Here is a 26040-nt window from a genome sequence, read left to right as displayed (position 1 = left end):
CACGACCCGGAGAAAGGCTGCCCTGTTATGGCGGGAGTAGCGGCATCAGCGCGGCCCCGTACGGTGGCGATGCTCGGGCCTGCATTCGTTGCGGCAGTGGCCTACATCGACCCCGGCAACTTCGCCACGAACATCACCGCGGGAGCACAGTTCGGCTACGCCCTCGTCTGGGTCGTTGTGGCGGCGAACTTCGTGGCGATGCTGGTGCAGTACCTGTCAGCAAAGCTTGGCGTGGCAACGGGAATGGACTTGTCCGAGCAGTGCCGTGAACGCTATCCCAAGCCAGTGACCATAGGTCTGTGGGTCCAAGCAGAACTTGTCGCCATGGCAACGGATCTCGCGGAATTCGTTGGTGCGGCGCTGGGATTGTACCTGCTGTTCGGTGTGCCGTTGCCCATCGCAGGGTTGATCACGGCTGTGGTCTCGTTCGGACTTCTTGAGTTGACCAGGCGCGGCTACCGTCCCTTTGAGATCGCCATCGCCGGGTTGCTGGGGATTGTCTTCTTGGGCTTCGCTTATTCACTGCTGTCAGTTGGCGGCGGCGCCGCGCCTCCCGACCTGGTGTACTCGACGTCCGGCGACGAGATGCTGCTGCTGGCGGTGGGCATCATCGGCGCGACCGTGATGCCACACGTGATCTACCTGCACTCCGCGTTGACGAAGGTCCGCAAGCTGCCGCCAACACGCTCGGTGCTGCGCTCCCAGCGGCTCGACGTGTTCCTCGCCCTCGGCACCGCCGGGCTGATCAACGTCGCCATGCTCGTCCTCGCCGCGGCCGTTCTGCCCGGTCTCGGCGAGGCCGATCCCATCATGTTCGCGCATTCCGAACTCGGCCGCTTGCTCGGCGGCGGGGCCGCGCTTGCCTTTGCCGTGGCGCTACTGGCATCCGGGTTGTCTTCGTCCAGTGTGGGCACTTACGCGGGTCAGGTCGTGATGAGCGGATTCATCCGACGCAGCATCCCGCTGTTGGTTCGGCGTGGCGTGACCATGCTGCCCGCGCTCGTGGTGCTTTCGCTGGGCTTGCCCGTCACCGAGAGCTTGGTCATCTCACAGGTTGTTCTGTCGTTCGGCATACCGTTTGCCTTGATTCCGCTGGTTTTGCTGACCCGGCGGGCTGACGTGATGGGGCCGTACGCGAACCGGAAGCTGACGACCGCGGTCGCCGGGTTCTTCGCTGTGGTGATCAGTTGCCTCAACCTGTATCTGGCTGGCTCGGTCGTCATCGGCTGACCTGACCTGGGCTTTCTCACCGAGATCTGCGAGATCTCGCCACTATCGGACATAGTGTCCGATGGCGCGCTAGGCTGAAAAGCGCAAGGGGGAAAGCACGTCACGGAGGCGACCGAAATGTCCGAACACACCCTGACCATCAACGGCGAGGGGATCGCGGGAACCGCGAGCTTCGACGTCATCGACCCGTCGACCGGTGAGGTGTTCGCGACGGCGCCCGAGACGTCAGCCGAGCAGCTCGACGACGCATTCGCGGCAGCTCAGCGCGCCTTCAAGACCTCGTGGCGGAAGGACGAGGACGGTCGGCGCGCGTTGATGCACAAGGCCGCGGACGCCCTTGACGCATCCGCCGACCAGATCGCTGCGGTGCTGACCACCGAGCACGGCAAGCCCCTTGCGGAATCGGCGTTCGAGGTGCACGGCGGCGCTATGTGGCTGCGGTACTGCGCGGACTTGGATTTGCCGCGTGAGGTGCTCAAGGACAACGAGAACGAGTACGCCGAAGCGGTCCGTCGGCCGATCGGCCCGGTAGCCGCCATCTCGCCATGGAACTACCCGATCTACATCTCGCTCGCGAAGATCGCGCAGGCGCTACGGCCGGGCAACACCGTCGTGCTGAAGCCGTCGCCGTTCACGCCGCTGTCGTCGCTCGCCATGGGTGAGGTGCTGCGGGGCGTGCTGCCTGCCGGTGTGCTGAATGTCGTCAGCGGTGGCAACGAGCTCGGCGCGCTGATGACCCAGCACCCGCTCGCCCGCAAGATCACCTTCACCGGCTCGATCGCCACCGGCAAACGCATCGCCGCGGCCGCGGCCTCCGATCTCAAGCGGATGACGCTGGAGCTCGGCGGCAACGACCCGGTGATCGTGCTCGACGACGCCGATGTCGAGGCCGTCGCCACCAAGGTCTATGCGACCGCGTTCGCCAACAACGGCCAGACGTGTATCGCGCCGAAACGTGTCTATGTGGCCGAGGCCTTGAAGCCCGCGTTGGTCGAGGCGCTGGCCGAACGCGCCCGCGCAACGCGTATCGGCGTCGGCACCGACCCGGAGACCGAGCAGGGGCCGCAGAACAACTTGCCGCAGTACAAGCGGGTGACCGAGTTGGTCGCTGACGCCCTCGCGCACGGCGCCAAAGCAGCCGCCGGTGGAGGGCCGATCGACCGGCCTGGCTACTTCTTCGCACCGACCATCCTCACGGACCTGCCGGAGCACACACGGATCGAAGACGAGGAACAGTTCGGTCCCGCGCTGCCGGTGATCGGCTACCGCACGGTCGACGAAGCACTGGAACGGGCCAACAACACCACGTTCGGACTCGGCGCGTCGGTGTGGGGCACGAACATCGACCGCGCCACGGCGGTGGCCGAGCAAATGGAAGCAGGCCAGGTCTGGACCAACACGCACAACGCCATCGACCCGTCCTTCCCCTTCGCAGGGCAAAAGTGGAGCAGCATCGGCGTGGAGGGCGGCCACTGGGGTATCGAGAGCTTCACTGAGGTGCAGCTGCAGTATCGGGCGAAATAACCGGGCGGCGGAACACGCCGTACCACCGGTGGATCGCCAATTCCTGTGCGACGGCGGCATCCCGGTCAGGATCACCGGATGCCGCCTGCCGGGTGATGACCTGTTCACCACCCCAGGTCATCACGTGCGCCGCCAGCAGCGGGTCGATGTCGGCTGACGTGCGCCCGGCGCGCTGCTCGTCGGCGATGCATGCCGCCATGTGGTCGGCGAAGCGCTCCACTGTCGACTGCCACGCGTCCCGTACATCCGGGTCGCTCGCCACGACCTGGGAGATCGCAGCGAGAATCGGCATCCGTGGCCGATAATACTCGATCATCCGCACGTAGATCGCCGCGAGCGCGGCCAAACCGTCGGACGGCGCCCAGTCACTGCCCAGTTCGAACAGCCCTTCCTTCAGCTTCTCAGCCAGCCGCTTGATCAGCTCCGGCTTGTCGGCGAAGTACAGATAGAACGTCGAGCGCGCGATACCAGCGGCCGTCGCGATCCGCCCGACCCCGAGCGCGTCGTAGGTGACGCCACTGAGCAGCAGCTCCTCGGTAGCCTGCAGCACACGGCGTTCGACCGCGGCACGTTTGTCCGGGTCAGGGTGAGCACGCTTCGCGGACGATCCCATGACCCGTGAGTCTACTTAGTGGGTGATCGTCACTCCGCTGATTCCCGTGCGTGGTTTCAGCTTCAGCAGCAGCCCGCCGAACGGGCCGGGCTTCATGGTCCATCCCACGTCGACCGCCGCCAGTGGCCCAGTCGTCTCCGGGGTGGGACGGCCGTCGATCATGACCTTCTTCGGTTTGACCGAGGTCGTGACCATTACTTGGGTCTCCGCTGGAGCGTTGGCGACGAGCATGGTCGTCGTGCCGTAACGGCTGTGGACGACAAAGGTACCGCCGGTCGGGCTGGTGGAATGGGTCAAGCCCGCACCCGGGGCGTACGTCCAGCCACTGCGGTCGTGCCGGTCGAGGTCGTTGAGGCCCCACGGCTGCGGCCAGACTCCGTCGATCCGTTGGTTGAAGCCGATCGCCGCGCCCGCGCGAAGGTACAGCGGAAAATCGTCCAGAGTGGAGGGACGAACCAGCCGCTGTTTTCCTTCATGGACGGCCCCAGTGAACAGGTCGATCCAACGGCCTGCGGGCAGGTACACATCCACCGGAGTCGGTTGGCCCGCAGCGGCATCGGCCTCGTTGCGGTCCGCAGTGGACGGAACCGCCAGCAGATCCGAGCCGATCATCATGTGCTGATCCGCCGACCAGGCATTCTCATCTGCCGGATAGTTGTAAGCCATCGGACGAGCAATCGGTTCACCAGTCCGAGCCGAATTCTGGGCCAATCCGTACAGATACGGGAAGAGTGCATAGTGCAGCAGGACACTGTCCCGGAAGCGCGCGACGGTCGCGTCGTCGTAACGCCACGGGGTCGCATTGCGGCCTGCGCCACCAACCTCGAAGACTGGTGACACCGCGGAGAACTGGGACCAGCGAGTGAACAACGTCGGGCTCGGAGCACCTGGGCCGCCGCCATTGAAGCCGCCGGTGTCAGTGCCCCAGGCAGGATGGCCGGACAGCCAGGAGTTCAGTCCACGTCGGACAGACAGCCGCAGACCGTCGTAAGTCGCCTGCGGGTCACCACCCCAGACGCCGTTCACAATGGACGGTAGCCCGGTGTACCCGCCACGCCACAGAGTCGTGAACTTGTCGCCGTAAAGCTTCTGCAGCACGGAAACCGTGGTCTCGGCGTAGCGGACCGGGTTGGTGTTCATCAGCACGGTTCCTGGGCCTGCGGCGAAGGTGGCGTCCTCGAGTTCGAACTCCTCTCCCCTGTCGGCCTTGACCATGTCTATCCCCAGGGAAAACAGCTTCTCCAGCTTCGCCTCGAAGTGCGCGCGAGTCGCAGTGTTGGTCAAGTCCAGTTGCAACGGATCGGTCCGGGAGGTCTGAATGAACGAACCCGGCGGATAGTCGGGCACCGGACACGGCCGCTCAGCAGCGACCGTACGCACGTGCGGTGAAATCCAGATGCCCAGATGCACCCCGCGCGAGCGAAGATCGGCGACCATTTTGGCCGGGTCAGGGAACTGGACCGGGTCGAACGTCAGCGTCCCGTTGCAGGCGTACCGGCTGTTCTGGCTCTCCCCCGGCAGCTTGGTCGAGATCTCCCACGGGTTGTCGATCCACTCCGTGGCCAGCGGGATTCCCCGGTCCAGCAACTGGTTCACGTCATCGACCACAGTGGCCTGATCGGCAACCGTGTCACGCCAATGGGTCAGAGCGAACTGGCGGACCGGCGGCAACTTCGGCAGTCCGGCCCTGGCGCTGTATGCGCTGACCACTTGGGACGGTCCACCCGAGTAGATCTCATAGTCCAGCTTGTTGGTCTTGAAGCACAGTTGCGTCCGATCTGGCTGACCGAGCTCGACCGGGCACGGTGGCGGCGTCGAAGAACAGTGCGGCGGGTCGTCGACGGCGTTCGGGAACGCGATCCGCCCGATGGCATCGGTCTCCGGGAACACCGCGTAACCGCGCGAGCTCAGGAAGAACGGGCTCGGCATGCCACTCTTGTTGCAGCGCCCCAAAGTCGACGCGCCCGTGAAGAACGCCTTGTTCAGCAGCACGCGATGCCGCAGGTCGGTGTAGATGAAGTTGGCGCCACCGCCCAGGAAATGCTCGGCGTCATCGCCGGTGAGCGTCTCGTGGACCTGCACGACATCGGAGGCAGGCGTAAGCCGCCACTCGACCCGCACGCCACGAGGCGTCCGCTGCACGGAAACCTGTGCGGTACGAGCAGCTTCATCGGTCGCCACGACATACGTGGAGCCCTCGGTACGCACGATGTTCGTGAGCGAATGCGTGCTGCCGTCGGCGAGGGTGTAGGACATCCGACCGGCGGCCTGGCCAATCAACGGACGGCCCTTGTCGAAGAACTGCAACCGGAACGGCGAATGATCGACCTTCCAGTGCAAACCTGGCTGAACGGGTTGGGCGACGGCCGGTAGCCCGGAAGTCAGCAGCACAAAAATGACCAGCAGCACGCGCACGCGTTCTCTCCTCGCAACTCCGTGCGGCGGAGTCAGTGCTGATACGCAGCCTACCCATCCGATGTCTGTTGGCGGAAGCCCATACGCTGGCCACGTGATCCAACTCGGCCCATCACTGGCAGTCGTGCTCACGGTGTTCGCCGCCGCGGCGGCAGCGCTCGTCTGGCTGGGGCGGCTCGGCGCGTGGCACGCCATTCTCACGGCCGCTGTCCGGGCGACGGTCCAACTCGCGGCGGTGTCACTGCTGATCACCGCCGTCCTGCACTCGGGTTGGCTGACCGCCGCTTTCGTGCTGATGATGTTCACGGTCGCGGCCATCACTTCCGGACGACGCTTCGGCGACTGGTCGGACGCAATCTGGGCCGCCGCGGCGATCGCGGCCGGAGTCGCACCGCCGTTGGCCGCGCTGGTCCTGTCCGGCTTGGTCCCGGCGACGCCGATTGCCGTCGTGCCAATCGCCGGGATTCTCATCGGCGGCGCCATGACAGCCACAACGCTCGCCGGACGCCGTGCACTCGACGAGCTGAAAACCCGCCGAGGCGAGTACGAAGCCGCGCTGGCGTTGGGTTTCATGCCTCGCGACGCCGCCTTGCTGATCTGCCGCCCAACGGCCGGGCAAGCGCTTGTTCCAGCGCTGGACCAGACCAGAACCGTCGGCCTGGTGACGTTGCCTGGCGCGTTCGTCGGCGTCCTGCTCGGTGGCGCATCGCCGATGCAAGCCGGTGCGACGCAACTGGTCGTCCTGATCAGCCTGCTGCTCGTCGAGGCGGTCGGCGTGCTCGTGATCGTCGAGTTGATCGCGTCCGAGCGGGTCCGGCGACCGATACCTTCGGAGTCATCACCCCATACCTGAATCGTCATTGCACCCGGCTGAAACCTGGCGCTGAATTGAGGCATGGGTCAGCTAGACAACAAGTCGCGATAGTCACCGGCGCGAGCGACGAAATCGGATTGGCGATCGCGCAGCGATTCGCTGACGAAGGTGCCCGCGTGTATATGACCGGCCGGCGTAAGCAGGAATTGGATTCGGCTGTCGCGAAGGTCGGTCACGGCGCGATCGGTGTCCAGGCCGACGCGACGAGTTCCGAGGACATGGACCGGCTGTACGCAGCCGTCGACGGGAATATCGACGTCGTGGTCGCGAACGTCGGTTTCGGGGAATTCGTCCGGCTCGAAGACGTCACCGACGAACATTACCAGCGGATCTTCGACATCAACGTGAAAGGCACGGTGTACACGGTCAGGAAAGCCCTGCCGAAGCTCGCCGACCACGCCTCGATCGTCCTGGTGACCTCGATGGCCGGCCGCGGCGGCCAGGAAGGACTCGGGACCTACGCCGCGTCGAAGGCCGCCGTCCGGAGCTTTGCCAGGACCTGGGCGAACGAGCTCAAGGACCGGCACATCAGGGTGAACGCCCTCGCGCCCGGCAGCACCGACACACCCGCGATGGACGCGGTGCTCAAGCAGAACGGCATCGACAGCGAGGACGCTGTTCAAGAGTGGAAGGCCAAGCAAACGTCCAATGCCAGTCTCCGGCGAATGGCCCAGCCAGAAGAACAAGCCTCGGCCGCGCTTTTCCTGGCATCCTCGGAGAGCAGCTACATCACCGGCACCGAACTAACCGTTGACGGCGGCGTGACCGAGACCATTACGTGGGGCAGTCACTAGCTTCTGAGCCGTTTTCACAAAGGCGTTGCGAGCCTCGAACGGAATGCCACGCGGCCACGCCAGCAAAACCGAGATCGGCGGGCTGTCGATAACCGGCACGGCCACAGCGGTGTGACCGAGTCGATTGGTCACACCTTCGCCGACAACGACCGTGATCCGCCCAAGGGCCACCGACTCGACGATGTGGTCGAGGGTTTCCAGCGGCGGCTGGTGCACGAATTCCGGGTCGCGGGCAAGGTCTTCGAGGGTGACAGCCGCCTGACCAGCGAGCCTGTGGTGCGGCGGGAGCAGCGCGACGGATTTCTCCTCGGCGAGCAGGATGGTCTCGAAGCCCTCGGTGTCGGTCGTGCCGCACGCGAGCCCGATGTCCGCGGCGCCGGTGCGCAGCGCGCCGATCTGGTCCGTGGTGAAGACGACCTTGACCTCGGCGGCGCCGGGCTGCTTGCGGTATTCGCGGATCATGGCGGGCAACAGGCCGGAAGCTGTGCCTGGCCTCGTTGCGAGGATGAGCCGGTCGACGTGCCCAGCGCGCTGCGCCCGACGCACGGCGGTGTCGACGGCTGCCAGGGCTTTACGGCTCTCGGTCAGGAAGACCTGGCCTGCCGGGGTCAGTGTGACGGCTCTGGTCGACCGGTCGAACAGCTGCACGCCGATCCGGCGTTCCAGGCGGCTGATCGCGCGGGACAGGGGCGGTTGCGCCATCCCGAGCCGGTCAGCCGCCCGGCCGAAGTGCAACTCCTCGGCCAGGGTCACGAAGTAGGACAGTTCGCGTGTCTCGACCCGGTCCATGCATCCGAGGGTAGATGTTCCCGTCGCCAAGCACCCGGCGTCATCCCGAACTCCCGCCGGAACGCCAGTTCGAACGTCCTGCGGCCGAAAAACCCAACAGCGTCGGCGATATCCGAGATCCCGAGCCGCAGAGCACGAGGATCCGACAACATCGCCCGGGCCGTGAGCAACCGCTGCTCACGCAGATACGCACCAGGCGTCGTGCCGATCCGTTCGAACAGGTTGTACACATGCCGGACCGAGACGTGGTGTCGACGGGCCAACTCCTCAACCCGCAGCCCTGAATCGGCCAGGTTCTCGCGCACATGCGTCCGCATCATCTCCAGCACCACGCCCGCCGAACCATCGCCGCTCGGGACGGACGGCTGGACGTCCCGCAGCGCCATGGCCAGCAGGTCGATCGCGGCCCGGCCTGCGTCGAGCCGCTGCTCCGCGGTGAGATGCTCAGCCATCCCGAACAGCCGATCCAGATAGCCGGACACCATCTGCATTCCCGGCGCCGCCGGGTCGATGCCGCGCGCGCAACTGTCGGTGATCTCCGACGTGCGCAGCGGGAGCAGCTCGCGGGCGAACGTCAGGATCATGCAGGTGCTCTGCGTCGAGCCAACGATCTCCCACGGGCCACGCGACTCGCTCAACACTCCTGTGCCTGGTGCCAGTTGGGCGAAGCGGTCGTTCTGGTGCACGCCGATCTCGCCGTCCAGATGAACCATGAACAGCAGCAGGTCGTCTCCCGGCGACTTCGCGGTCCGAAGCATGCGATGCGGTCCACCCGAGTCGCCCCGCGACAGCGTGACGGCCTCGCCCATCTCCTGCACCGCGACGCGGCCCGTGCGAAAGCCTGGACCCGCCCGGAAGCTCACCGGCATGAAGCTGTCCCTGGCGATGTCTTCGAACTCCTCCCCGGAGTACTCGTGAACCTGCACATCTCCGAGCATCCGCCACAGCCCGGCTGCCTGCCACTTCTGTGCCCGTCTTGCCCTGGCGATCTGTCCCCGCGGGGCACGTCAGCCGAGCAGTCGCATGAACTCCCAGTGCGCGGTCGGGGCGAGGCCGGAAAGCCATTTGCCGCAGTTCTGCAACACGACCGGTCCCGACGTGACGTGCTGGGTACCGGCATGCAGGTCCCGGAAGAACCGCTGCAGGTCGCCGCGCCGCAACGCCGCCGTCGCTGCCCATTTGTACACCGTCAGGCCGACTTCCTGGATTGAGGTTGTCACGTGGATCTGCATCAGCTTGGTCGTCGTCTGCTGCTCGGTGCTCAATGGGTCGCCTTTGTCCACTGTGGCCTCGTTGCTCTGCCACACTTCCCGTGTCCACGCCACCGATGACCGCAGTTTCGCCTCTGCTTGCGCGTACTCGGCGTAGAACTGGCTGGTGTCGACCGCGGCACCAGGGTGGCCGGTTTTCACCTCGGCCAGCTTTTTCATCTCGTCGAGCATGCGCGTGCCCACGCCGAGCGCCCAGCCCGCGTGGCCGATCGAGGTCGTGTTGGTTGACCCGAGCTCGTAGAAGGCGCCGCCAATGCGTGGCTTGGCCGTGGACAGGTCGTAGATGCGGGAATCGGGGACAAAAAGGTTCTCGCAGTGGTAGTCGATGCTGCCGGTGGCACGCAGCCCCATCACATCCCAGTTGTCGACCACCGTGACTTCACTCTTGGGGAAGATGAGCACAAGCAGTTGGCCAGTCGGCTCATAGGGAGCCACGGCAAGCAGATGGCTGGCCAACGCCATCCCGGACACGAAGCTCCACTGGCCGGTGAGCAGGAACCCGCCCTCGGCCCTTGTCGCGGTGCCGAACCGGGTTCCTTGCCCTGCCACCAGCGCGAACTGGTCGTTGGCGACGTCCGGATACAGCTCCTCAACGCCTTCCTGCCCGAGGAACGCGGCGGTGCTGCCGGTGATCGTCTGCATGGCGTTGCAGATCCAGCCGACCGATGCGTCCAGATAGGACACCTTGGCGATGAGCTCGATCAGCTGGGTCGGCGAAAGCTCGTATCCGCCGAGCTCGTGCGGAATGCTCGCCTTGAAGATGCCGCTCTCGTGCACGGCCTTGATGGTTTCCTTGGTGAGACCCGCCTGTTCGTCGTTTGTGTCGGCGTTGGCAAGGATGATGGGGCTGACGGCGTCCAACCCCGCGATGACGGTGTCGAACTCGTCGCTGACGTGCAATCCACTCATGGTGGGCAAGTCGATCACGCAGGCCGCCAGCCCCGGCAGACCTTTTCCAGCACACCTATGCGAAATTTCCTGCACATCCCTCGTGAGTGGTTAGCGGAGTTAGAACACTGCTAACCACTCACGAGGCCTGACCAGGCACAATGCTGCTGCGCGCCGCTGGCGACCATCGCCGCGGAGTTGGCTTAGAAGTGGTCGGTCCCTGCGAGCTCTCGCTCAAAGCTGTCCGCCCTGGCGACTACGAGCTTCAGCGGGCGCTCGAACTCCTCACGCACGCTCAAGTCCTCAACCGGCACGGTGTGCTTGAGCAGCGCGACGCCGTCGACGACCGCAACCCCGCCGACTACCGTCGAACCGGCGAGTTCGAGGAGTTTTCGCAGGTCTATCTTGTCCGCCCAGCCGACTGGCGAGGAGATCTCCAGCCAGGCGCCGCCGTCCGCGTCCGGTACGTGGTGCACCGAGACCTGCTGGCTGCGTTCACCGTCGGTGTCCAGGCGAAACCGCAGCCAGTCGTCGTTCTCCTCAAGGACCTCGTAGCGGGTCCGGACATAGTTGATCACTTCAGTCCAGCTGCTCACGCGTGCAGCATCTCATGGTCGTGGGGGTGGCACTACCGGCATGGGTCAGGCGGGCCGGATGGTTCACGGCAGGCTGAATCTCCAGTCTGAACACATGCGAAGACTCTTATCGATCACCCTGCTGGTCGGCTGCGTGTCAGCGACGCCCGCGATGGCGGACAACGGGCCGGACTGGGCGCCGTGCGCAGGTGACCAACGCCAAGAATGCGCGACCATCGAGGTCCCCTTGGACTACCGAGGTGACGGCCGGATCAGGCTGGCGATCTCCCGGATTCGAACGGCGAAGCCCGAGACCCGTCGTGGCGTGTTGCTGCTGATCCCGGGTGGTCCCGGCAATTCAGGGCTCTATCGGCCACTCACCCACGGCATGCGGCTACCGCGTGAAGTGCTGGACCGCTACGACCTCGTGGGATTCGATCCACGTGGCGTCGGTCAGAGCACGCCCATCACCTGTGGCTTGACCGGCGACGACGCCCATCCGCGTAACTTCCAAGCGTGGCCAGGGCCCGGTGGTGACATCACGGCCAACATCGCCCGCGCCGAGCGCGTCGCCAAGGCGTGCACACGCGACCCGCTGGTCCGGCACATAACGACCCGCAACGAGGCCAGGGACATCGACCAGATCCGTAGGGCCCTTGGCGAACGGAAGCTCTCGTACTGGGGCGTCTCCTATGGCACATACGTCGGCGCCGTCTACTCGACGATGTTCCCTGACCGAGTGGACCGCGTTGTGTTGGACAGCAGCGACGACCCTGACCCGCGTCGCGTCGCCTACGGCTGGGTGAACAACTTCGCGATCGGCGCGGAGGACCGTTTCCCTGACTTCGCCGCATGGGCCGCGCAGCGCGCGAACACGTACGGCCTCGGCGACACGCCCGCGGCGGTCCGCCAGACCTACCTCGAACTCGCCGAAACGCAGCCTGATGTCCGGGCCTACCTGTTCCAGGCGTTGTACGCGGACACGACGTTCCCCTTGATGGCCGAGTTCATGAGGGCGGCACGCGCAGGCGATCCGCTGCCGACCATCCCGGTTCCTCCGCCGGACCAGTACCAGAACACGTACTCGGTCCTGATCGCCACCGGCTGCAACGACGTCGCCTGGCCGCGATCGGTGAGCACCTACGCCAAAGCGGTGGCCCGCGACCGGCTCGAATACCCGTTGACCGCGGGCATGCCACAGAACATCACGGCGTGTGCGTTCTGGCCGTACCCGCCAGCCGAGCCCGCCACCAGGGTCAAGCCTTCGCCGAAGGTTCTGATGATCCAGAACCTTCGCGATCCGGCCACGCCGTACTCCGCGGGCCTGAAGATGCGTGAAGCGCTGACAGCACCGCTGGTGTCGGTCAATGCGGGCGGACATGGCGCGTACTTCGCCAACGGCAACGCCTGTGGCAACGAGGCTGTCACCGCGTTCCTCGTGCACGGGACCCGTGTCAGCAAGGACTGCTAAGCGAGCGTGACCTCGACCGGCAGTTTCTTGATCCCGTTCACGAAATTCGATCGGACACGGGGAACATCGCCAGTCAGCCGGATGTCGGCCAGCCGTGGGACGAGTTCCTCGAACATGATTCGCATTTCGACACGAGCCAGCACCCCGCCGAGGCAGACGTGCGGGCCGCCTTTGCCGAACGTGACGTGCGCGTTGCGGCCCCTGGTCACGTCGAACGTGTCGGGGTCGTCGAAAACGTCGGAGTCACGGTTGGCGGAGGCGTACCACATGACGACCTTGTCGCCTTCCTTGATCTGTTTGCCGCCGAGTTCGACGGAACGGGTCGCGGTGCGCCGGAAGTGATAGATCGGCGAGGCCCAGCGCAGGAACTCCTCAACCGCGCCCGCGATCAGCGACGGGTCGTCCCTGAGCTTCTCCAATTGGGTCGGGTTCTGCAGCAGGGCGAGCATCGCGTGCGAGATCGCGTGCCTGGTCGTCTCGTTGCCAGCGACCACAAGGAGCAGGAAGTAGTTGTCGAAATCCCGCGCGGAGAGCGGAATGCCGTCACGCGGGGTTTCGTTCACGAGCCGGGAGACCAGGTCAGTCCCCGCCCCGCCACGCCGCTGGCGAGCCAATTCCCTGCCGTACTCGAAGACCTCGATGGACGCGGGCGACCGGAACGGCAGGTCGCGGTACTTCTCGCTGTCCTCGCTGTCCAGCAGCACGTCCGCGTAGTCGGGATCGGTGTTGCCGATGATCCGGTTGCCCCAGTCGATCAACTGCTCGGTGTCGTCGTCCGGCACGTCCAGCAGGCGCGCGAGCACGTTGATCGGGAAGTCAGCGGCCACATCGGCGACGAAATCAAAGCGCCCCTTCGGCAAGGCCGCGTCCAAGGTGCGGGCGGTCAGACCACGCAGGAAATCCGCGTACTGGTTGATCGCGGGCGCGGCGAACTGGCGTTGCAACAGGCCACGCAGTGCCCGGTGGCGCAGGCCGTCGGTTTCGAGGAGAGACGCCCGGATGGCGATCTGGTCGTCGTCGACCTCTTCCAGGTTGGTGAATCTGGTCGAGGTGAAGGTGTCCGTGTCCTTGCTGACCGCGACGACATCCGCATGCCTTGTGACCGCCCAGAAACCGGAATTCGGCGCCGGTTCGGGCTGCCAGTGCACAGGATCGTGCTGTCGCAGTGTGTGGAACATCCGGTACGGCGTCACACCGTCGATGAAGTTGTCCAGGTTGACGAGATCGACGTCCTCGAGCCTGTTCATAGGTGGTAACCGTATTCGGTGAACTCCCAGTCCGTGACGTAGCGTTGGAACCGTTCGACCTCGTCTCGCTTGTAGCTCAGGAACGACGTGGTGAAGTCCTTGCCAAGCATCTCGGTCAACGCGGTGTCCGCTTCGAAGGCGTCCAACGCCGCAGTCAGATTCGACGGCAGGACAGGGGATTTGGCTGTGTCGTAACCGTAACCCTCAAGCGGCACGGGCGGTTCATCGCCTGCCAGCACGCCAAGCAGAGCCGCGGCGATGGTTCCGGCGATGGCCAGGTACGGATTGGCGCTCGCGTCCCCGAGGCGCAGCTCGAACCTCGCGCCCGCACCACGTTCCGGCGGGATCCGGACCATCGCGCTACGGTTGTCCAGACCCCAGTCAATCAGCCACGGCGCCAACGTGTCGGGGCCGAAACGCTTGTAGGAATTGATGGTCGGGTTGGCCAACGCGGCCAGCGCGGGAGCGTGCTTCAGCACTCCGGCGATCGCGTGACGGGCCATTATGGACAGTCCATAGGGTGCGGCCGGGTCGTCGAAGCAGTTGCCAGAGTCGTTCTCACACGACAGGTGGAAGTGGAATCCGGATCCACCGGCGTCGTTGAACGGCTTGCCCATGAAGGTGGCGAGCCTGCCCTCCTTACGGGCCAACTCCTTGATCGCGGACTTGAACCGGAAGGCCCTGTCCGCGGCGGACAACGCGTCGGAGTGCTGGAGGTTGATCTCGAACTGGGCGCCGTCGTACTCGTGGTTCCCGCCGGTCACCCCGATTCCCAGGTCACGGACGTTCCGCAGGGTCCGGAGCAAATGATTGTCCGGGTCCGCACGGAGACCAGCGGTGTACACCGCGCCCGTGACCGATGTGTACCGGCGCCATCCACTCGGGGATGACGGGTCGGGATCGCACAGGAAGTACTCCAACTCCGGGCCGATCACCGGACGCACCCCATGCTCAGCCGCACGCGCGATCACCGATCGCAGCAGATCCCTTGGCGACTCCGGGGCAGACGAGTCCGCAAGACACCAAGCCACACCCGGTTCCCACGGGATTGGGACCACAGTGGACAGATCGGGACGGACCGCGATGTCCGGCAGTCCCGCATCCAGGCCACCGGGAACCGCGACCGTGTCGCCTTGCGGGCTCGTGTGGTACACCGCGCGGCAGAACGCGAGCCCGTGCTCGTAAGCCGACGGGAGGTGCTCGATCAGGACGTCCTTGGCGCGGTCCGTGCCGATCATGTCGGGGTACGAGACGCGCACGACGTCGATTCCCTCACTGGACAGCCGGTCCACGAGCTGACTGATGCTCACCGATGTCTCCCTCGGGCAGCCCATCGTTTGGGGTCAAACCGTATGCGGTCCGGTGCCGCACCACAAGGCCATTGTCGCGATTGCCGAGACAACCCGGGCCCGCCACACTGAGTAAGTGAGACTCCGCTCTGTGATTGCCATCGTGGCGGCCTTGGCGGTGGGGTTGGTCGCGGGATTCCTGATCGCACCAGGCGAGATGGACACCAAGCTTGACCGCAACCTGCGACTTTATGCCGTCGCCGAGCAAGCCAGATCCGCCATCCTGGCCAGTTCATCGGCCACAACAACGCTTCAGACCTGGTGCCGCGACCACCAGCTGGCGCCCGAGCCCCGAATCGTCGCGACGAACGAGGCCGGGGCGACCGCCCCGCTCAGTGCCGCCCAACGAGCCGACCTGCAAGTCGGCCCCGTCGAGCAGGTCCGCTACCGCCGAGTCCGGTTGACCTGCGGCGATCGCCTGCTGTCGGAAGCCGAGAACTGGTACGTGCCCGACCGCCTCACCTCGGACATGAACGTCCAATTGGACCGCACAACCACCCCATTCGGCACTGTCGTTCAGTCACTGACGCCCAGCCGCACCACGTTGCGTACGACGTTCGATTGGCAGTTACTGCCTGGAGATTGGCCGCAGGAGGACATTTCGGAACTGCGCGAGAACGCCACAGAGACCACGTTTGACCCGAACCGGACGGTTTTCAGTGTCGAGGCCGTGCTGCGGCGGGCCGAGGACCGCATGCCGATCTCGCTGGTGCGGGAGAACTACAAACAGGGCCTGCTCGCGTGGCTGAACTGAGCCGCGGTACTTCGCTGGTAACCGAGCGCGTCGACACCCGCCCTTGACCCTGATCGGCCGTCACCTTACATTGTTTGAGGCCAAACGATGACCATAGAGGAGCGTGATGACCAGCGGATTCTTCTACCCGAAGACTGCGACGGGTGCGTCGTCGCTGATCCCGTCGCCGCCGTGGCACTACTCGGGCGACCTGCTGACGGTCGAGTACCGCACGAACCCCGACCGCGTCCGTGAGCTGCTGCCCGAACCGCTGGAGCTCGCCGAGGAGGATCCCGGTGCGGTCGCGTTGATCTGGGCGGACTGGCAGTCCTGTTCGGACAGTCGGGACGAACTGCTCGATCCGGTCCGCTCGCAGTACAAGGAAGCGTTCGTGGTGGTGCGGTGCCGCTACCAGGGCACGACCTACTCGCGCTGCGTCTACATCTGGGTGGACAAGGATTTCGCCATCGCGCGCGGGATCCACCAGGGCTATCCGAAGAAGTTCGGTTCGATCCATCTGACCCGGCCGCACCCGTACGGCCCGGCGCCGAAACTCGAAGCGGGCGCCCGGTTCGGCGCCACGCTCGCCGCGGCCGACCGAAGGCTTGCTCAGGCCGTGATCACGCTCAAGGAACCCTCTGACACCAACGGTTTCGTCAACGGCCACCCGATGGCACACCACCGGCAACTGCCGTCGATCGCGGGTGACGGCCAGGCGTTGAACGAAGTGATCGAGTCCGGTGCCAAGTCGTTCGAGGCAGGTCCGGCGTGGCGCGCCCAAGCGGAGCTGGAATTGTTCGAGGCACCGACCGAGGAACTCGCGAGGCTGACCGTGGACGAGCCGATCGCGGCGTACTTCCGTCAGGTGGGCGTGGTGTGGGACGGCGGCAAGGTGTTGGAGAACCGATGATCGAGCACTGGATCGGCGGCGAACGCGTCGGATCCGCGGAGACGTTCACCGACATCTCCCCTATCGACGGCCGCGTGCTCACCGAGGTCGCCCGTGGCGGCGCGACCGAGGCTTCTCAGGCTGTTGAGGCAGCTAAGAAGGCGTTCCCGGCATGGGCACGGACGTCCAAAGTAGAGCGTGCGGAGATTTTGCACGCCATCGCGGACGGCGTGGAGAAGCGTCTCGAAGAGCTGGCGATCACCGAAACCGAGGACAACGGCGCCCTGCTGCGGTCGCACCGCCGAGGCGTGATGCCGCGGGTCGCGCACAACTTCCGGTTCTTCGCCGACTGGCTCGTTCAGTTGGAGCACAAGGACTTCGACACACGCGGCCACACCAACCACGTGTCTTGGGATCCCGCAGGGCCATGCGCGTTGATCACGCCATGGAACGCGCCGCTCATGCTGGCCACGTGGAAGATCGCGCCCGCCTTGGCAGCCGGGAACACCGTGGTTCTCAAGCCTGCCGAGTGGTCGCCGCGCACGGCCTCGATCCTCGCCGACATCACAGCCGAGGCAGGCCTTCCGGATGGCGTGTTCAACGTCGTCCAGGGTTACGGCGCCGAAGTCGGCGGTCCGCTGGTCGCGCACCCGGACGTCCGGCGGATCAGTTTCACCGGTTCGGTGCCGACTGCTCAGCGGATCGCGGCAGCCGCGGCAGCCAACCTGACGCCGCTCAGCCTGGAACTCGGCGGCAAATCACCCTTGTTGATCTTCACGGACGCTGACCTGGATCTTGCCGTCGACCTGGCGGTCGAGCAGTACGACAACGCCGGGCAAGTCTGCCTCGCCGCTACCCGCATCCTCGTCCAACAGGAGATCGCGGACGAGTTCACCGCGCGTTTTGTGGCCAAGGCTTCGGCTTTGCGGCAAGGCGATCCGCGGGATGAGGCGACGGACATCGGCCCGAACGTGCACGAGCATCAGCTCGCCAAGATCGACGGCTACGTCAAGCGAGCGCTTGCTCAGGGCGCCAGGGCGGTCATCGGCGGCGGCCCGAACGAGGATCTCGGCGGCCTGTACTACCGGCCGACCCTGCTGACCGATGTCGCCCAGGATTCGGAGATCGTGCAGGACGAGGTGTTCGGCCCGGTCCTGACGCTGCAGACCTTCACGACCGAGGGCGAGGCCGTGGCGCTGGCCAACGACACCAAATACGGCCTGGCAGCAACCCTGGCGACTGGCTCAAAGGAGCGCGCCGACCGCGTGAGCAAGCAGTTGGTTGCTGGAACGGTCTGGGTGAACTGCTTCTTCGTGCGTGACCTGCAGGCACCGTTCGGTGGTTCACGTCAGTCCGGTATCGGCCGCGAGGGCGGGAACTGGAGTTTCGACTTCTACTGCGATCTGAAGAACACCGTGACCGCGCCGAAGGGGTGGAACGACCGTGGGTGAGATTGTCGGCGCAGGCCTGCTCGCGCACGTTCCAACCATTGTGCTGCCACTCGAAGACCGCCTGGATATCAACGAGGGCAAGGAGATCTCGCTCGTCACTGGCCTGCAGCAGCTGCGCGAGGACGTATTCGAGACACTCGACTACGACACCGTGGTCGTCCTTGACTCGCATTGGGCCACGACCGTCGAATTCGTTGTCACCGCGCAGAATCGGCGTGCCGGACTGTTCACTTCGGAGGAACTGCCGCGCGGAATGTGCCGGATGCCATACGATTTCCCCGGCGATCCCGAACTCGCCCAAGCTATCGCCAGTTTCGCGGACAAGCACGACACCTGGATCACCCCGATCGACGACGACTACCTGCCGATCTACTACGCGACCCTGAACCTGTGGAAGTTCCTCGGCGAAGGCTTGCCGGACAAGCGATGGATCACCATCGGCGTGTGCCAGACCGGCGACATGGAAGACCACCTCAGGCTCGGCCGTGCCCTCGCCGACGGCATCGCCGCGACGGATCGCAAAGTGCTCGTGATCGCGTCCGGCGCGATGTCCCACACGTTCTGGCCGTTGCGCGAACTGCGCAGCCACGAGGCCAGCGATCCCGTGCACATCCGCACGCCGGAGGCAAGGGACGCCGACTACGAGCGGATCGCGTGGTTCATCCAAGGCAGGCACGACAAGGTCCTGCAGACCATGCCGGACTTCTGGAAACACAAGCCGGAAGCCAAGTTCTTCCACTACATCATGCTGGCAGGCGCGCTGGGCGAGGAGCGGTGCACCGCACCGGCCCGGCAGTACGGCGAGTACGAGAACGCGATCGGAACCGGGCAAGCGCATCTCTGGTTCGATCGGCCACAAGGAGGCTGGACCGCGAATGCCTGAGTACCGTCGAATCCTGCTCGATGGCGCCGTCGTCGAGACCGTCCGTGACGGCGACGAGCTCGTCTCCGGCGACGGCCGTCGGGTCAAAGCCGCTGAGGCAACACATCTTCCGCCGGTTGTTCCGTCCAAAGTGGTCGCTGTGCACCTCAACCACCGCAGCCGGGTGGAGGAATTCCAGATCACGTTGTCGGACACGCCAACGTACTTCCACAAGCCGACGTCGGCCCTGAACGCCCACCAAGGCGCGGTGGTCCGGCCAGAAGGCTGCAAATGGCTGAACTACGAGGGTGAAGTCGCCATCGTCATCGGCCGGACGTGCCGCAACATCGCTCCGGAGGACGCCGGGGCGTACATCGCGGGCTACACCGTCGCCAATGACTTCGGCCTGCACGATTTCCGTGACACGGACGCGGGTTCGATGTTGCGGGTCAAGGGTTCCGACACGTTGTGCCCGCTCGGCCCCGGCCTGGTCACCGACTGGGATTTCCACGGGAAATACATCAGGACGTACGTGAACGGGAACGTTGTCCAGAATGGATCGACCGACGAGATGAAGTGGGACATGCACTATCTCGTCGCCGACATCGCCAGGACGATCACGCTGCACCCCGGCGACGTGCTGCTGTCGGGCACCCCAGCCAATTCCCGGCCGGTGCAGCCGGGTGACGTGGTCGAGGTGGAGGTGGAAGGCCTCGGCAGGTTGACCAACCACATCGTGTCCGGCCCGACCGCGATCCGTACCGACATCGGCGCGCAGCCAACGGAATCCGAGGAAGTGCTGTCCACGGCATTGGGCGGCGACTGGGAATTCCGGGGCATCCGACCGCCTCGGAAGTGAGTCAGCTGGGGTTCTTGGGGCGACGGCCGCTGCGGCGCGGCGGCAACGTTGAGCCCGCCAGGATTTCCTGGCGCCGCTCGTCGCCATGCATCTCAACCTGACGGACGACCTTGCGCAGCGACTCGGCGGTGCTGCGCAACTCGTCCGGGCTCAGCTGTTTGGTCACGAAGACCTCTTCGGCGTTGAAGGCCGGGAAGATCCGCTGCATCAGCTGCTCGCCTTCCTCGGTGAGGCTGAGCAGCACGAGCCTGCCGTCCGACGGGTGCGCGGCGCGTTGCACGAAACCCCGTGACTCCAAGGTTTTCGCCACGCCGGTGAGGGTTCCCTTTGAGATCCCGGCTTCCTCGGCCACGTGCCGGGTTTCCGACTCGCCCCAGACCCAGACCACCCACAGCACCACGAACGTGGTCCAGGTCAGGTCGACTTCGCGCAGCACGCCGCCTTCGAAGTGCTGGCGCACGGCCATCGCCGCGCGGTGGATGTTGGCGACCGTGGCCATCTGTTCACGGCTGATCGCGATCCCGCCGAGCTTGGCCTCGGCCAGCTTCTCGGCCTCGTTGATCGATCGGTGGCCCGGCATCGGCCCAGTCTACTGGCCGCAAGACCAGCGTACTGACCACAGACCGGTCTGGACATTTTGTCCACCCAAGACGTATTGTCCACGGCATGGACGTGTTCGAACGGCTGGCGCCCGCGGCCGAGGCGATGGCCCGGCTGCTGTCCCCGCACGCCGAGGTCGTCCTGCACGACCCGGTGACCGGCACGATCGCGGCGATCTGGAACCCGATGTCCGGCCGGACGATCGGCGATCCGTCGCTGCTCAGCGAGCTCGACGGGATCCGGCCGGCCAGCCGTGACGTCTACGGCCCGTACCCGAAGTCGCTGGCCGACGGCAGGCGCCTGTCCAGCGTGAGCGCGGTGATCAGGGATGCCTCCGGGCACGCCGAAGCGGTGTTCTGCGTGAACGTCGACCGGACCGCGTTCGACGAGGCCGCCCGCTTCCTGGCCGCGTTCGCCGCGCCGACCACCGAACAACCCAAAGCCTTGTTCGAGAACGACTGGACCGAGACGCTCAACGACCTGGTCGGCGAGTACGTCCGCGAACACAGCACCCAGCTGGACAACTTGTCCAAACAGGACCGGCTCGTCCTGGTCGGGCAGTTGGACGCGGCCGGGATCTTCACCCAGCGCCGATCTGTCCCCGTGGTCGCGCGGGCGCTGCGTATCTCGCGATCGGCCGTCTACCAACTACTTGCCGAATCCCGGAAGGAAACCCCCGATGCCCGTACTTCCTGACTTCCGGCTCGAGACGTACTTCTCGAAGTGGGAGTTCGCGGCCCGCTACCACCTCACGGCCTCCGACGCCGAAACTCTCGCTTTGTCGGAGCTGTTGGCAATGGCCAGTGATGAAAGCCGGGAGCGCTGGGACACGCTTCGCCTCGGTTACACCGAAACCTGGGGCATGCCTGCATTGCGTTCGGCTATCGCGGACACGTATTCGGACGTCACGCCGGATCAGGTGCTGTGTTTCGCTGGCGCCGAAGAGGGCATCTACCTGGCGATGCAGACCTTGCTTGAGCCAACCGACCACGTCATCGTGATCACGCCGAACTACCAGGCCGCCGAGACCATTCCGCTGTCCATTTGCGACGTCACCGGGGTCGCCCTGCAGCCTTCGGACTCCTGGGCACTGGATCTGGACGCCGTGGTGAGCGCGATTCGGCCGAATACGCGGATGATCTCGGTCAACTTCCCGAACAATCCGACCGGTGCTGTGCCTTCGGAGTTTGTCTGGCGACGGCTCGCACAGATCTGTGACGAGCGCGGGATCATCCTGTTCAGCGATGAGGTCTACCAGGGTCTTGGGGCCATTTCCCTGCCGCAGGCCGCCGATATTTCGGCTCGGGCGATGTCCCTCAACGTGATGTCCAAGGCTTATGGCTTGCCTGGACTGCGGATCGGCTGGATCGCATGCCGTGATCGGTCGATGCTGGAACGGCTTGAGCGCGCCAAGCATTACACGACCATCTGCAACTCCGCGCCCAGCGAGATTCTGGCGTTGATCGCGCTGGCGGCTCGTGATCAGATCATTGCTCGCAACCGGTCCATCATCGCCACCAACATTCCTTTGTTCGACGCTTTCTTCGCGCAGTTCCCCGAGCTTTTCTCGTGGTCTCCGCCGCAAGGTGGGTGCGTGTGTTTTCCTCAGTACCTAGGGGCCGACGGCGTCGAGGCTATGTGCACTGAACTCGTTGAGCAGGAAGGGGTTCTGTTGCTTCCGGCCAGTATCTACGCGTCCTCGTTGACTGAGACGCCGTCCGACCGGTTCCGGGTGGGGCTCGGCCGCAAGTCGCCGGAAGCCGCCCTTGATCGGTGGGCCACGTGGTTGGAGAAGCGTTCGTGAAGATCATCGATCTGCCCGCGCTTCGCGCGATGGCTTCCTTCGACCTGGTGTTCGGCGCGGTCCGGGACGCCTTGATCGCGCATGCTTCGGGCCAGACACAGACTCCGCCGCCGATGCACCTCGTGTTTCCTGATGTGGACGGTGACTGTCACGTCAAAGCCGGGTACATGTCGGGTGCGCGGCACTTCGCGGTCAAGATCGCCAGTGGGTTCTACCGCAACGCGGAGTTGGGGCTGCCCAACAACAATGGCCTGGTCATGGTGGTTGACGCGACGAATGGCGTGCCTGCGGCGATCTTGGCCGACCAGGGTTGGCTGACGGCTTGGCGGACCGCGGCGGCTGGCGCGTTGATCACACATGCCCTGACTCCGCCTGAGGTCAGCGATATCGCCGTCATGGGGACGGGTTTGCAGGCGCGTCTTCAGGTGGTGTGGCTGCGTGAACTTCGTCCTCTGAGTTCGGTTCGGGTGTGGGGTCGGCGGCCCGCCGAGGTCGCCCGGTTGTGCCGGGAGCTCACGGAGGACGGGATCTCGGCTTCTCCGGGCGATATCAGCGGAGTCCCATGCGTGATCACGGCAACCGCGGCCACCACTCCCCTGGCACCGGCCTCAGCGTTCAGCTCTGCTTTGCACGTCACGGCTCTCGGCACAGACCTGCCCGGCAAGGGCGAACTCCCGTCGGAACTGTTCGCGTCGGCTTCGATCATCGCGACCGATGATCACGAACAATGCCTGCACCACGGCGACTTCGGCAACGCCGTCCGCGCAGGCATCGTCGCTCAGGATGCCGACGTATCGGTGGGAAGTGTCCTGCGTGACGGCGTACGGCACCGATCCGGTCTGTCCATTGCGGACCTGACCGGAATCGGCGCCGCCGACGCAGCCGTCGCCACAGCTCTACTCTCGTGAGTGGTTATCAGCGTTAGAACACGCCTAACCACTCACGAGGCTCAAGCAGCTGCGATCTCGAGTTCGGCCACTTGACCCGCTGGCCATCCGGTGTTGCCTGTGAAGTGCAGCCGGACGAACCGTGGGGACGTCGTACCGAAGCTGACCGAAGCCGTGTTGCCGCTCGCGGGGTCGAAGGTGTATCCGCGAGAAGCCACGATCGTGCTGTAGGAGCCACCGTCGCTGCTGCCCTGGATGGTCAGCGTTTGGGTGCGTGTGCCCCAGGATGGCGGCAATTTCAGCGTGACCCGGTTGACTGCGGTTGCCGCGCCAAGGTCGACCGTCAGCGTCTGTGGGAACGCGTTGTTCGTGCTTTCCCAATAGCTGCTGGTGTTTCCGTCGTTGGCGTTGCCCGGCGGGAAGCCGCCTTGCGAGCCGCTTGCCGTGATCGACTTGCCGAGGGCGACATTGCTGCCTGGGCCAGGCGGCTGCGGCGCGCCGGAGTTCGGCGGTGGCCACACCGCACAGTTCGTCCAAGTCCCGGTCCATCCGCTGTTGCCCGCGCCGGTGAATGTCATCTTCGGGATGTTCGTCGGGTATGGACAGTTGTACGTTCCCGTCACGCCGATCCCGGACGCCGTCAGGTTGCTGATCCCGACCGCGCCTTGGGTCTGTGACTGAACGACGAACGTGCCAACACCTTGGATGGTCGCACCGTCGATCGTCACGCCTTGGATCGGTTTGCCTTGGCCGTTGCCGTCGATGAAATGGATTGCGGCGTAAGGGCTTTGGACCTCTCTCAGGCCCGTGATCCTGATCTGGGAGTTGGTTGCCGAGTCACGGGCGTCAATCCACAGCGCGCCAACGCCGAACTGCCAGTTCGGGTCTAGCGCGCCTGCTCGCAGGGTCGCGTTGTTGGACACGGTCGTGGTGCCCGACAACGGCGACGAGTTGAACCTGTTTCCGATGTGGATACCGCCGCCGAGGGCGTTGGTGTCCTGGACGCGGTTTCCGGTCACGGTGTTGTTGGAGCCGCCGTAGAGCGCGATTCCGTTGGCCAGGTTCGGCTGGATCACGGTGTTGTTCGCGATCGTGTTGCCGGAGTCGGCGCCACCGTTCGACCAGAACGCGATGCCGTCGTCGCCGTTACCGCGGAAGTAGTTGTTCCGCACGGTGGAGTTCGTGGCGACGCTGTCGAAGTTCAGGCCGTCGGCCTGCGTGCTCATGATCCGGTTGTTCTCGATGGTCACGTTGTTCGACGGGCCGTTCATGATCCAGAAACCGCACTTGGTGTTCTGGATCCATAAGCCTGACACCACCGAACCTGTGCCGATCGCGCCGTGGAACGCGTTGTCCGGGTTGTTGTCGACGCGTTCGGTCACGTCACCGAAGATCGCGAAGTTGTGCAGCCGGATGTTTCCTTGCGCGCTGCCGTTGTTGAAGATGTTGTTGCCGTATAACGAGGTGTGCCACTGCCCGGCGCCGCGGATCGCGACCTGGTCGACCTGTAACGCAGACCTGACATCGAATCGGCCCGGTGGGATCCAGACTTCGCGGGCTTGGGAGCGTGCGGCCGCGATCGTGTTGCGGAACGCTTGGGCGTCGTCCGATGTGTCGTTGGGCGTGGCTCCGTAGTCGGTCACGGACAAGGAGTTCGCGGGTCGTGTTCCGGCTCCGCCGACCTGCTCGAAGTCGGCGAGGTCGATCGTGGCCTGGCCGACGTCACCGCCGTCGGCTTGGACGCGGACCCGTGCACCCGCGGCGGCGTTCTGGCCGAAGAGCAGCCGGGACTCGTCGAAGAAGTGGTGGGTTCGCGAACCGGTGATCCAACCAGTGTCCACATAGGTGTACCGGGTCGTCACGGCAAGCCCGGCGCTGAGCTTGGTTCCGTTGACGTACACCGAAAGCCTGCCGCTACTGCCGTTCGGCAGGTTGTATCTGACGTTGATGGAGTTCGCCGCTGTTGGCAGAACGAACTCGACATACTGACCTTGGCCGATCCGGATGCCTTGGCGCCCAGAGGCTTCGGACGCGACAGTGCCTTGCGTGTGATCAGGGCCGACCAACGTGCCGTTGGTGGACGAACACTCGGCCTCGACCGTCCGGAACGGCACCGAGGCGCCGCCCGAAATGGTCGTCGGGCATGCCGCGGCATTGACGGGACTCGTTGCGATGGCGAGTCCAGATGCGGTCAGCGCCGCGACGGCTAACGCCGCCCGGGCGCCGACATAGGTGGGAGACATCGTTGGCACACACCTTTCCGACGTGCAGGGGTGTCGGACTTCTGTGCTGCGCTTTGTGCAGGATCATACGAATCCAGAACAGCAAGACGCAATACTACGACGATCCTCAGAAATCTTTCGACATTACCTAGATGCAAGCCTGGTCGACCGCTAGAAAGGTTAGGCTTACCTATATTTATTGGGCGGGCGTTGCCACTGGTACTGGCAGGCGCGCTGCTGACGGGGCGCGGCGCGACCAGCCAAGAAGCGACGCCAACCGGAATGTTCTCGGTGACGATCAAAACCGCGTTCGGCGACGCAGTGATCAAACAGAAGCCACAACGCGTCGTGGCACTCGGCCTCGGCCTCGGCGACATCGCCATCGCGAACGCACTCGGCGCGAACATCGTCGGCGCCGTGAAGAACTACACCGGCGACCCAATCCCGTACCTGCAGGCAGCTGGACGACACCGTGTCCACCGTTCCAGCACACCGTGTCCACCGTTGCAGAACAGGGAGATACACATTCCGGCACAATGAAATAGCGGATCCAGCACCATGCGAAGGCTCATCCGGCCGCCAAGTGCACAGTCCGGCCATCAAGTCCCTTGTCCGGCGAAGTGCCCGGTTCGGCATTGCGAGCTTCCGGCCTGGCACCATGAGTTGCCCGTTCCGGCAGCGGGCAACTCACTA

24 protein-coding genes are annotated in these 26040 nt (G+C 65.0%); 14 read left to right on the top strand and 10 right to left on the bottom strand.

Features of this window, described 5'->3' with window-relative positions:
• Nucleotides 1–27 precede the first annotated feature (27 nt).
• Both LWC34_RS08430 and LWC34_RS08425 read left to right on the top strand, forming a co-directional pair.
• Nucleotides 28–1230: an Nramp family divalent metal transporter gene (locus LWC34_RS08430; protein ID WP_233724435.1), complete on the top strand. Its 1203-nt coding sequence runs from the start codon at nucleotides 28–30 to the stop codon at nucleotides 1228–1230.
• A gap of 117 nt (nucleotides 1231–1347) precedes the next feature.
• Nucleotides 1348–2754, top strand: a complete 1407-nt coding sequence (locus LWC34_RS08425; RefSeq protein WP_233724434.1) for an aldehyde dehydrogenase family protein — start codon at nucleotides 1348–1350, stop codon at nucleotides 2752–2754.
• Here the strand turns inward: LWC34_RS08425 and LWC34_RS08420 are convergent.
• Nucleotides 2720–3367: a TetR/AcrR family transcriptional regulator gene (locus LWC34_RS08420; RefSeq protein ID WP_233724433.1), complete on the bottom strand. Its 648-nt coding sequence runs from the start codon at nucleotides 3365–3367 to the stop codon at nucleotides 2720–2722. The two genes, LWC34_RS08425 and LWC34_RS08420, sit on opposite strands and share 35 nt — an antisense overlap.
• Before the next feature lie 15 nt (nucleotides 3368–3382).
• Nucleotides 3383–5782: a TIM-barrel domain-containing protein gene (locus tag LWC34_RS08415; protein ID WP_233724432.1), complete on the bottom strand. Its 2400-nt coding sequence runs from the start codon at nucleotides 5780–5782 to the stop codon at nucleotides 3383–3385.
• A gap of 61 nt (nucleotides 5783–5843) precedes the next feature.
• Between LWC34_RS08415 and LWC34_RS08410 the strand changes: the two genes are divergently transcribed.
• Nucleotides 5844–6635: an ABC transporter permease gene (locus tag LWC34_RS08410; protein ID WP_372496445.1), complete on the top strand. Its 792-nt coding sequence runs from the start codon at nucleotides 5844–5846 to the stop codon at nucleotides 6633–6635.
• Between the two features lie 35 nt (nucleotides 6636–6670).
• A complete protein-coding gene (locus LWC34_RS08405) occupies nucleotides 6671–7450 on the top strand; it encodes an SDR family NAD(P)-dependent oxidoreductase (protein WP_233724428.1) in 780 nt (259 codons plus the stop codon).
• On the opposite strand, the gene LWC34_RS08400 is transcribed toward LWC34_RS08405, so the two are convergent.
• The 4 genes from LWC34_RS08400 to LWC34_RS08385 all read right to left on the bottom strand — a co-directional run bounded on the left by LWC34_RS08400 (nucleotide 7400) and on the right by LWC34_RS08385 (nucleotide 10994).
• Nucleotides 7400–8239 carry a LysR family transcriptional regulator gene (locus LWC34_RS08400; RefSeq protein WP_233724426.1) on the bottom strand — a complete coding sequence of 280 codons (840 nt, stop codon included), beginning with the start codon at nucleotides 8237–8239 and terminating at the stop codon, nucleotides 7400–7402. The two genes, LWC34_RS08405 and LWC34_RS08400, sit on opposite strands and share 51 nt — an antisense overlap.
• Nucleotides 8200–9165: a helix-turn-helix domain-containing protein gene (locus tag LWC34_RS08395; protein ID WP_233724424.1), complete on the bottom strand. Its 966-nt coding sequence runs from the start codon at nucleotides 9163–9165 to the stop codon at nucleotides 8200–8202. Before LWC34_RS08395 ends, LWC34_RS08400 begins: the two co-directional genes overlap by 40 nt.
• 81 nt (nucleotides 9166–9246) lie before the next feature.
• Entirely contained in the window at nucleotides 9247–10419 is a 1173-nt protein-coding gene (locus LWC34_RS08390; protein WP_233724423.1) for an acyl-CoA dehydrogenase family protein, read from the bottom strand.
• 182 nt (nucleotides 10420–10601) lie between these two features.
• Nucleotides 10602–10994, bottom strand: a complete 393-nt coding sequence (locus LWC34_RS08385) for a hypothetical protein (protein ID WP_233724421.1) — start codon at nucleotides 10992–10994, stop codon at nucleotides 10602–10604.
• A 94-nt stretch (nucleotides 10995–11088) separates the two neighbouring features.
• Between LWC34_RS08385 and LWC34_RS08380 the strand changes: the two genes are divergently transcribed.
• Nucleotides 11089–12444 (top strand): alpha/beta hydrolase, encoded by a 1356-nt coding sequence (locus tag LWC34_RS08380; protein WP_233724419.1) that lies wholly within the window; start codon nucleotides 11089–11091, stop codon nucleotides 12442–12444.
• Here the strand turns inward: LWC34_RS08380 and LWC34_RS08375 are convergent.
• Nucleotides 12441–13691 carry a cytochrome P450 gene (locus tag LWC34_RS08375; protein WP_233724417.1) on the bottom strand — a complete coding sequence of 417 codons (1251 nt, stop codon included), beginning with the start codon at nucleotides 13689–13691 and terminating at the stop codon, nucleotides 12441–12443. The genes LWC34_RS08380 and LWC34_RS08375 overlap by 4 nt on opposite strands.
• Nucleotides 13688–15001 (bottom strand): glutamine synthetase family protein, encoded by a 1314-nt coding sequence (locus LWC34_RS08370; protein WP_233724400.1) that lies wholly within the window; start codon nucleotides 14999–15001, stop codon nucleotides 13688–13690. The genes LWC34_RS08375 and LWC34_RS08370 overlap by 4 nt, the downstream gene beginning before the upstream one ends.
• Nucleotides 15002–15131: 130 nt before the next feature.
• Here LWC34_RS08370 and LWC34_RS08365 point away from each other — a divergent pair, with 130 nt between their 5' ends.
• The 5 genes from LWC34_RS08365 to LWC34_RS08345 all read left to right on the top strand — a co-directional run bounded on the left by LWC34_RS08365 (nucleotide 15132) and on the right by LWC34_RS08345 (nucleotide 19834).
• Nucleotides 15132–15794, top strand: a complete 663-nt coding sequence (locus tag LWC34_RS08365) for a hypothetical protein (protein WP_233724398.1) — start codon at nucleotides 15132–15134, stop codon at nucleotides 15792–15794.
• 106 nt (nucleotides 15795–15900) lie between these two features.
• Nucleotides 15901–16683 (top strand): acetoacetate decarboxylase family protein, encoded by a 783-nt coding sequence (locus LWC34_RS08360; protein ID WP_233724396.1) that lies wholly within the window; start codon nucleotides 15901–15903, stop codon nucleotides 16681–16683.
• On the top strand, nucleotides 16680–18113 hold the full coding sequence (locus LWC34_RS08355; protein WP_233724394.1) for an aldehyde dehydrogenase: 1434 nt from the start codon (nucleotides 16680–16682) through the stop codon (nucleotides 18111–18113). Before LWC34_RS08360 ends, LWC34_RS08355 begins: the two co-directional genes overlap by 4 nt.
• Nucleotides 18106–18996 carry a 3,4-dihydroxyphenylacetate 2,3-dioxygenase gene (locus tag LWC34_RS08350; RefSeq protein WP_233724392.1) on the top strand — a complete coding sequence of 297 codons (891 nt, stop codon included), beginning with the start codon at nucleotides 18106–18108 and terminating at the stop codon, nucleotides 18994–18996. Before LWC34_RS08355 ends, LWC34_RS08350 begins: the two co-directional genes overlap by 8 nt.
• Entirely contained in the window at nucleotides 18989–19834 is an 846-nt protein-coding gene (locus LWC34_RS08345) for a fumarylacetoacetate hydrolase family protein (protein WP_233724390.1), read from the top strand. Before LWC34_RS08350 ends, LWC34_RS08345 begins: the two co-directional genes overlap by 8 nt.
• 1 nt (nucleotide 19835) lies before the next feature.
• Here the strand turns inward: LWC34_RS08345 and LWC34_RS08340 are convergent, their stop codons facing one another.
• Nucleotides 19836–20414, bottom strand: a complete 579-nt coding sequence (locus LWC34_RS08340) for a MarR family winged helix-turn-helix transcriptional regulator (RefSeq protein WP_233724388.1) — start codon at nucleotides 20412–20414, stop codon at nucleotides 19836–19838.
• 86 nt (nucleotides 20415–20500) lie between these two features.
• Between LWC34_RS08340 and LWC34_RS08335 the strand changes: the two genes are divergently transcribed.
• From LWC34_RS08335 to LWC34_RS08325, 3 genes are read left to right on the top strand one after another with little or no spacing between them, the layout of a single operon-like run.
• Nucleotides 20501–21130 carry a helix-turn-helix transcriptional regulator gene (locus tag LWC34_RS08335; RefSeq protein ID WP_233724387.1) on the top strand — a complete coding sequence of 210 codons (630 nt, stop codon included), beginning with the start codon at nucleotides 20501–20503 and terminating at the stop codon, nucleotides 21128–21130.
• A complete protein-coding gene (locus LWC34_RS08330) occupies nucleotides 21114–22238 on the top strand; it encodes an aminotransferase class I/II-fold pyridoxal phosphate-dependent enzyme (RefSeq protein WP_233724385.1) in 1125 nt (374 codons plus the stop codon). The genes LWC34_RS08335 and LWC34_RS08330 overlap by 17 nt, the downstream gene beginning before the upstream one ends.
• Nucleotides 22235–23146 carry a Rossmann-fold NAD(P)-binding domain-containing protein gene (locus tag LWC34_RS08325; RefSeq protein WP_233724383.1) on the top strand — a complete coding sequence of 304 codons (912 nt, stop codon included), beginning with the start codon at nucleotides 22235–22237 and terminating at the stop codon, nucleotides 23144–23146. Before LWC34_RS08330 ends, LWC34_RS08325 begins: the two co-directional genes overlap by 4 nt.
• Before the next feature lie 41 nt (nucleotides 23147–23187).
• Here LWC34_RS08325 and LWC34_RS08320 read toward each other — a convergent pair whose 3' ends face one another.
• On the bottom strand, nucleotides 23188–25368 hold the full coding sequence (locus LWC34_RS08320) for a galactose-binding domain-containing protein (RefSeq protein WP_233724381.1): 2181 nt from the start codon (nucleotides 25366–25368) through the stop codon (nucleotides 23188–23190).
• 189 nt (nucleotides 25369–25557) lie between these two features.
• Between LWC34_RS08320 and LWC34_RS08315 the strand changes: the two genes are divergently transcribed.
• On the top strand, nucleotides 25558–25887 hold the full coding sequence (locus LWC34_RS08315; protein ID WP_233724379.1) for a substrate-binding domain-containing protein: 330 nt from the start codon (nucleotides 25558–25560) through the stop codon (nucleotides 25885–25887).
• The last annotated feature ends 153 nt before the right edge of the window (nucleotides 25888–26040 follow it).

The sequence above is a fragment of the Kibdelosporangium philippinense genome (assembly GCF_021390435.2).
GTDB classification, from domain to species: domain Bacteria; phylum Actinomycetota; class Actinomycetes; order Mycobacteriales; family Pseudonocardiaceae; genus Kibdelosporangium; species Kibdelosporangium philippinense.
This window is presented reverse-complemented; position numbering and strand designations above follow the sequence as displayed.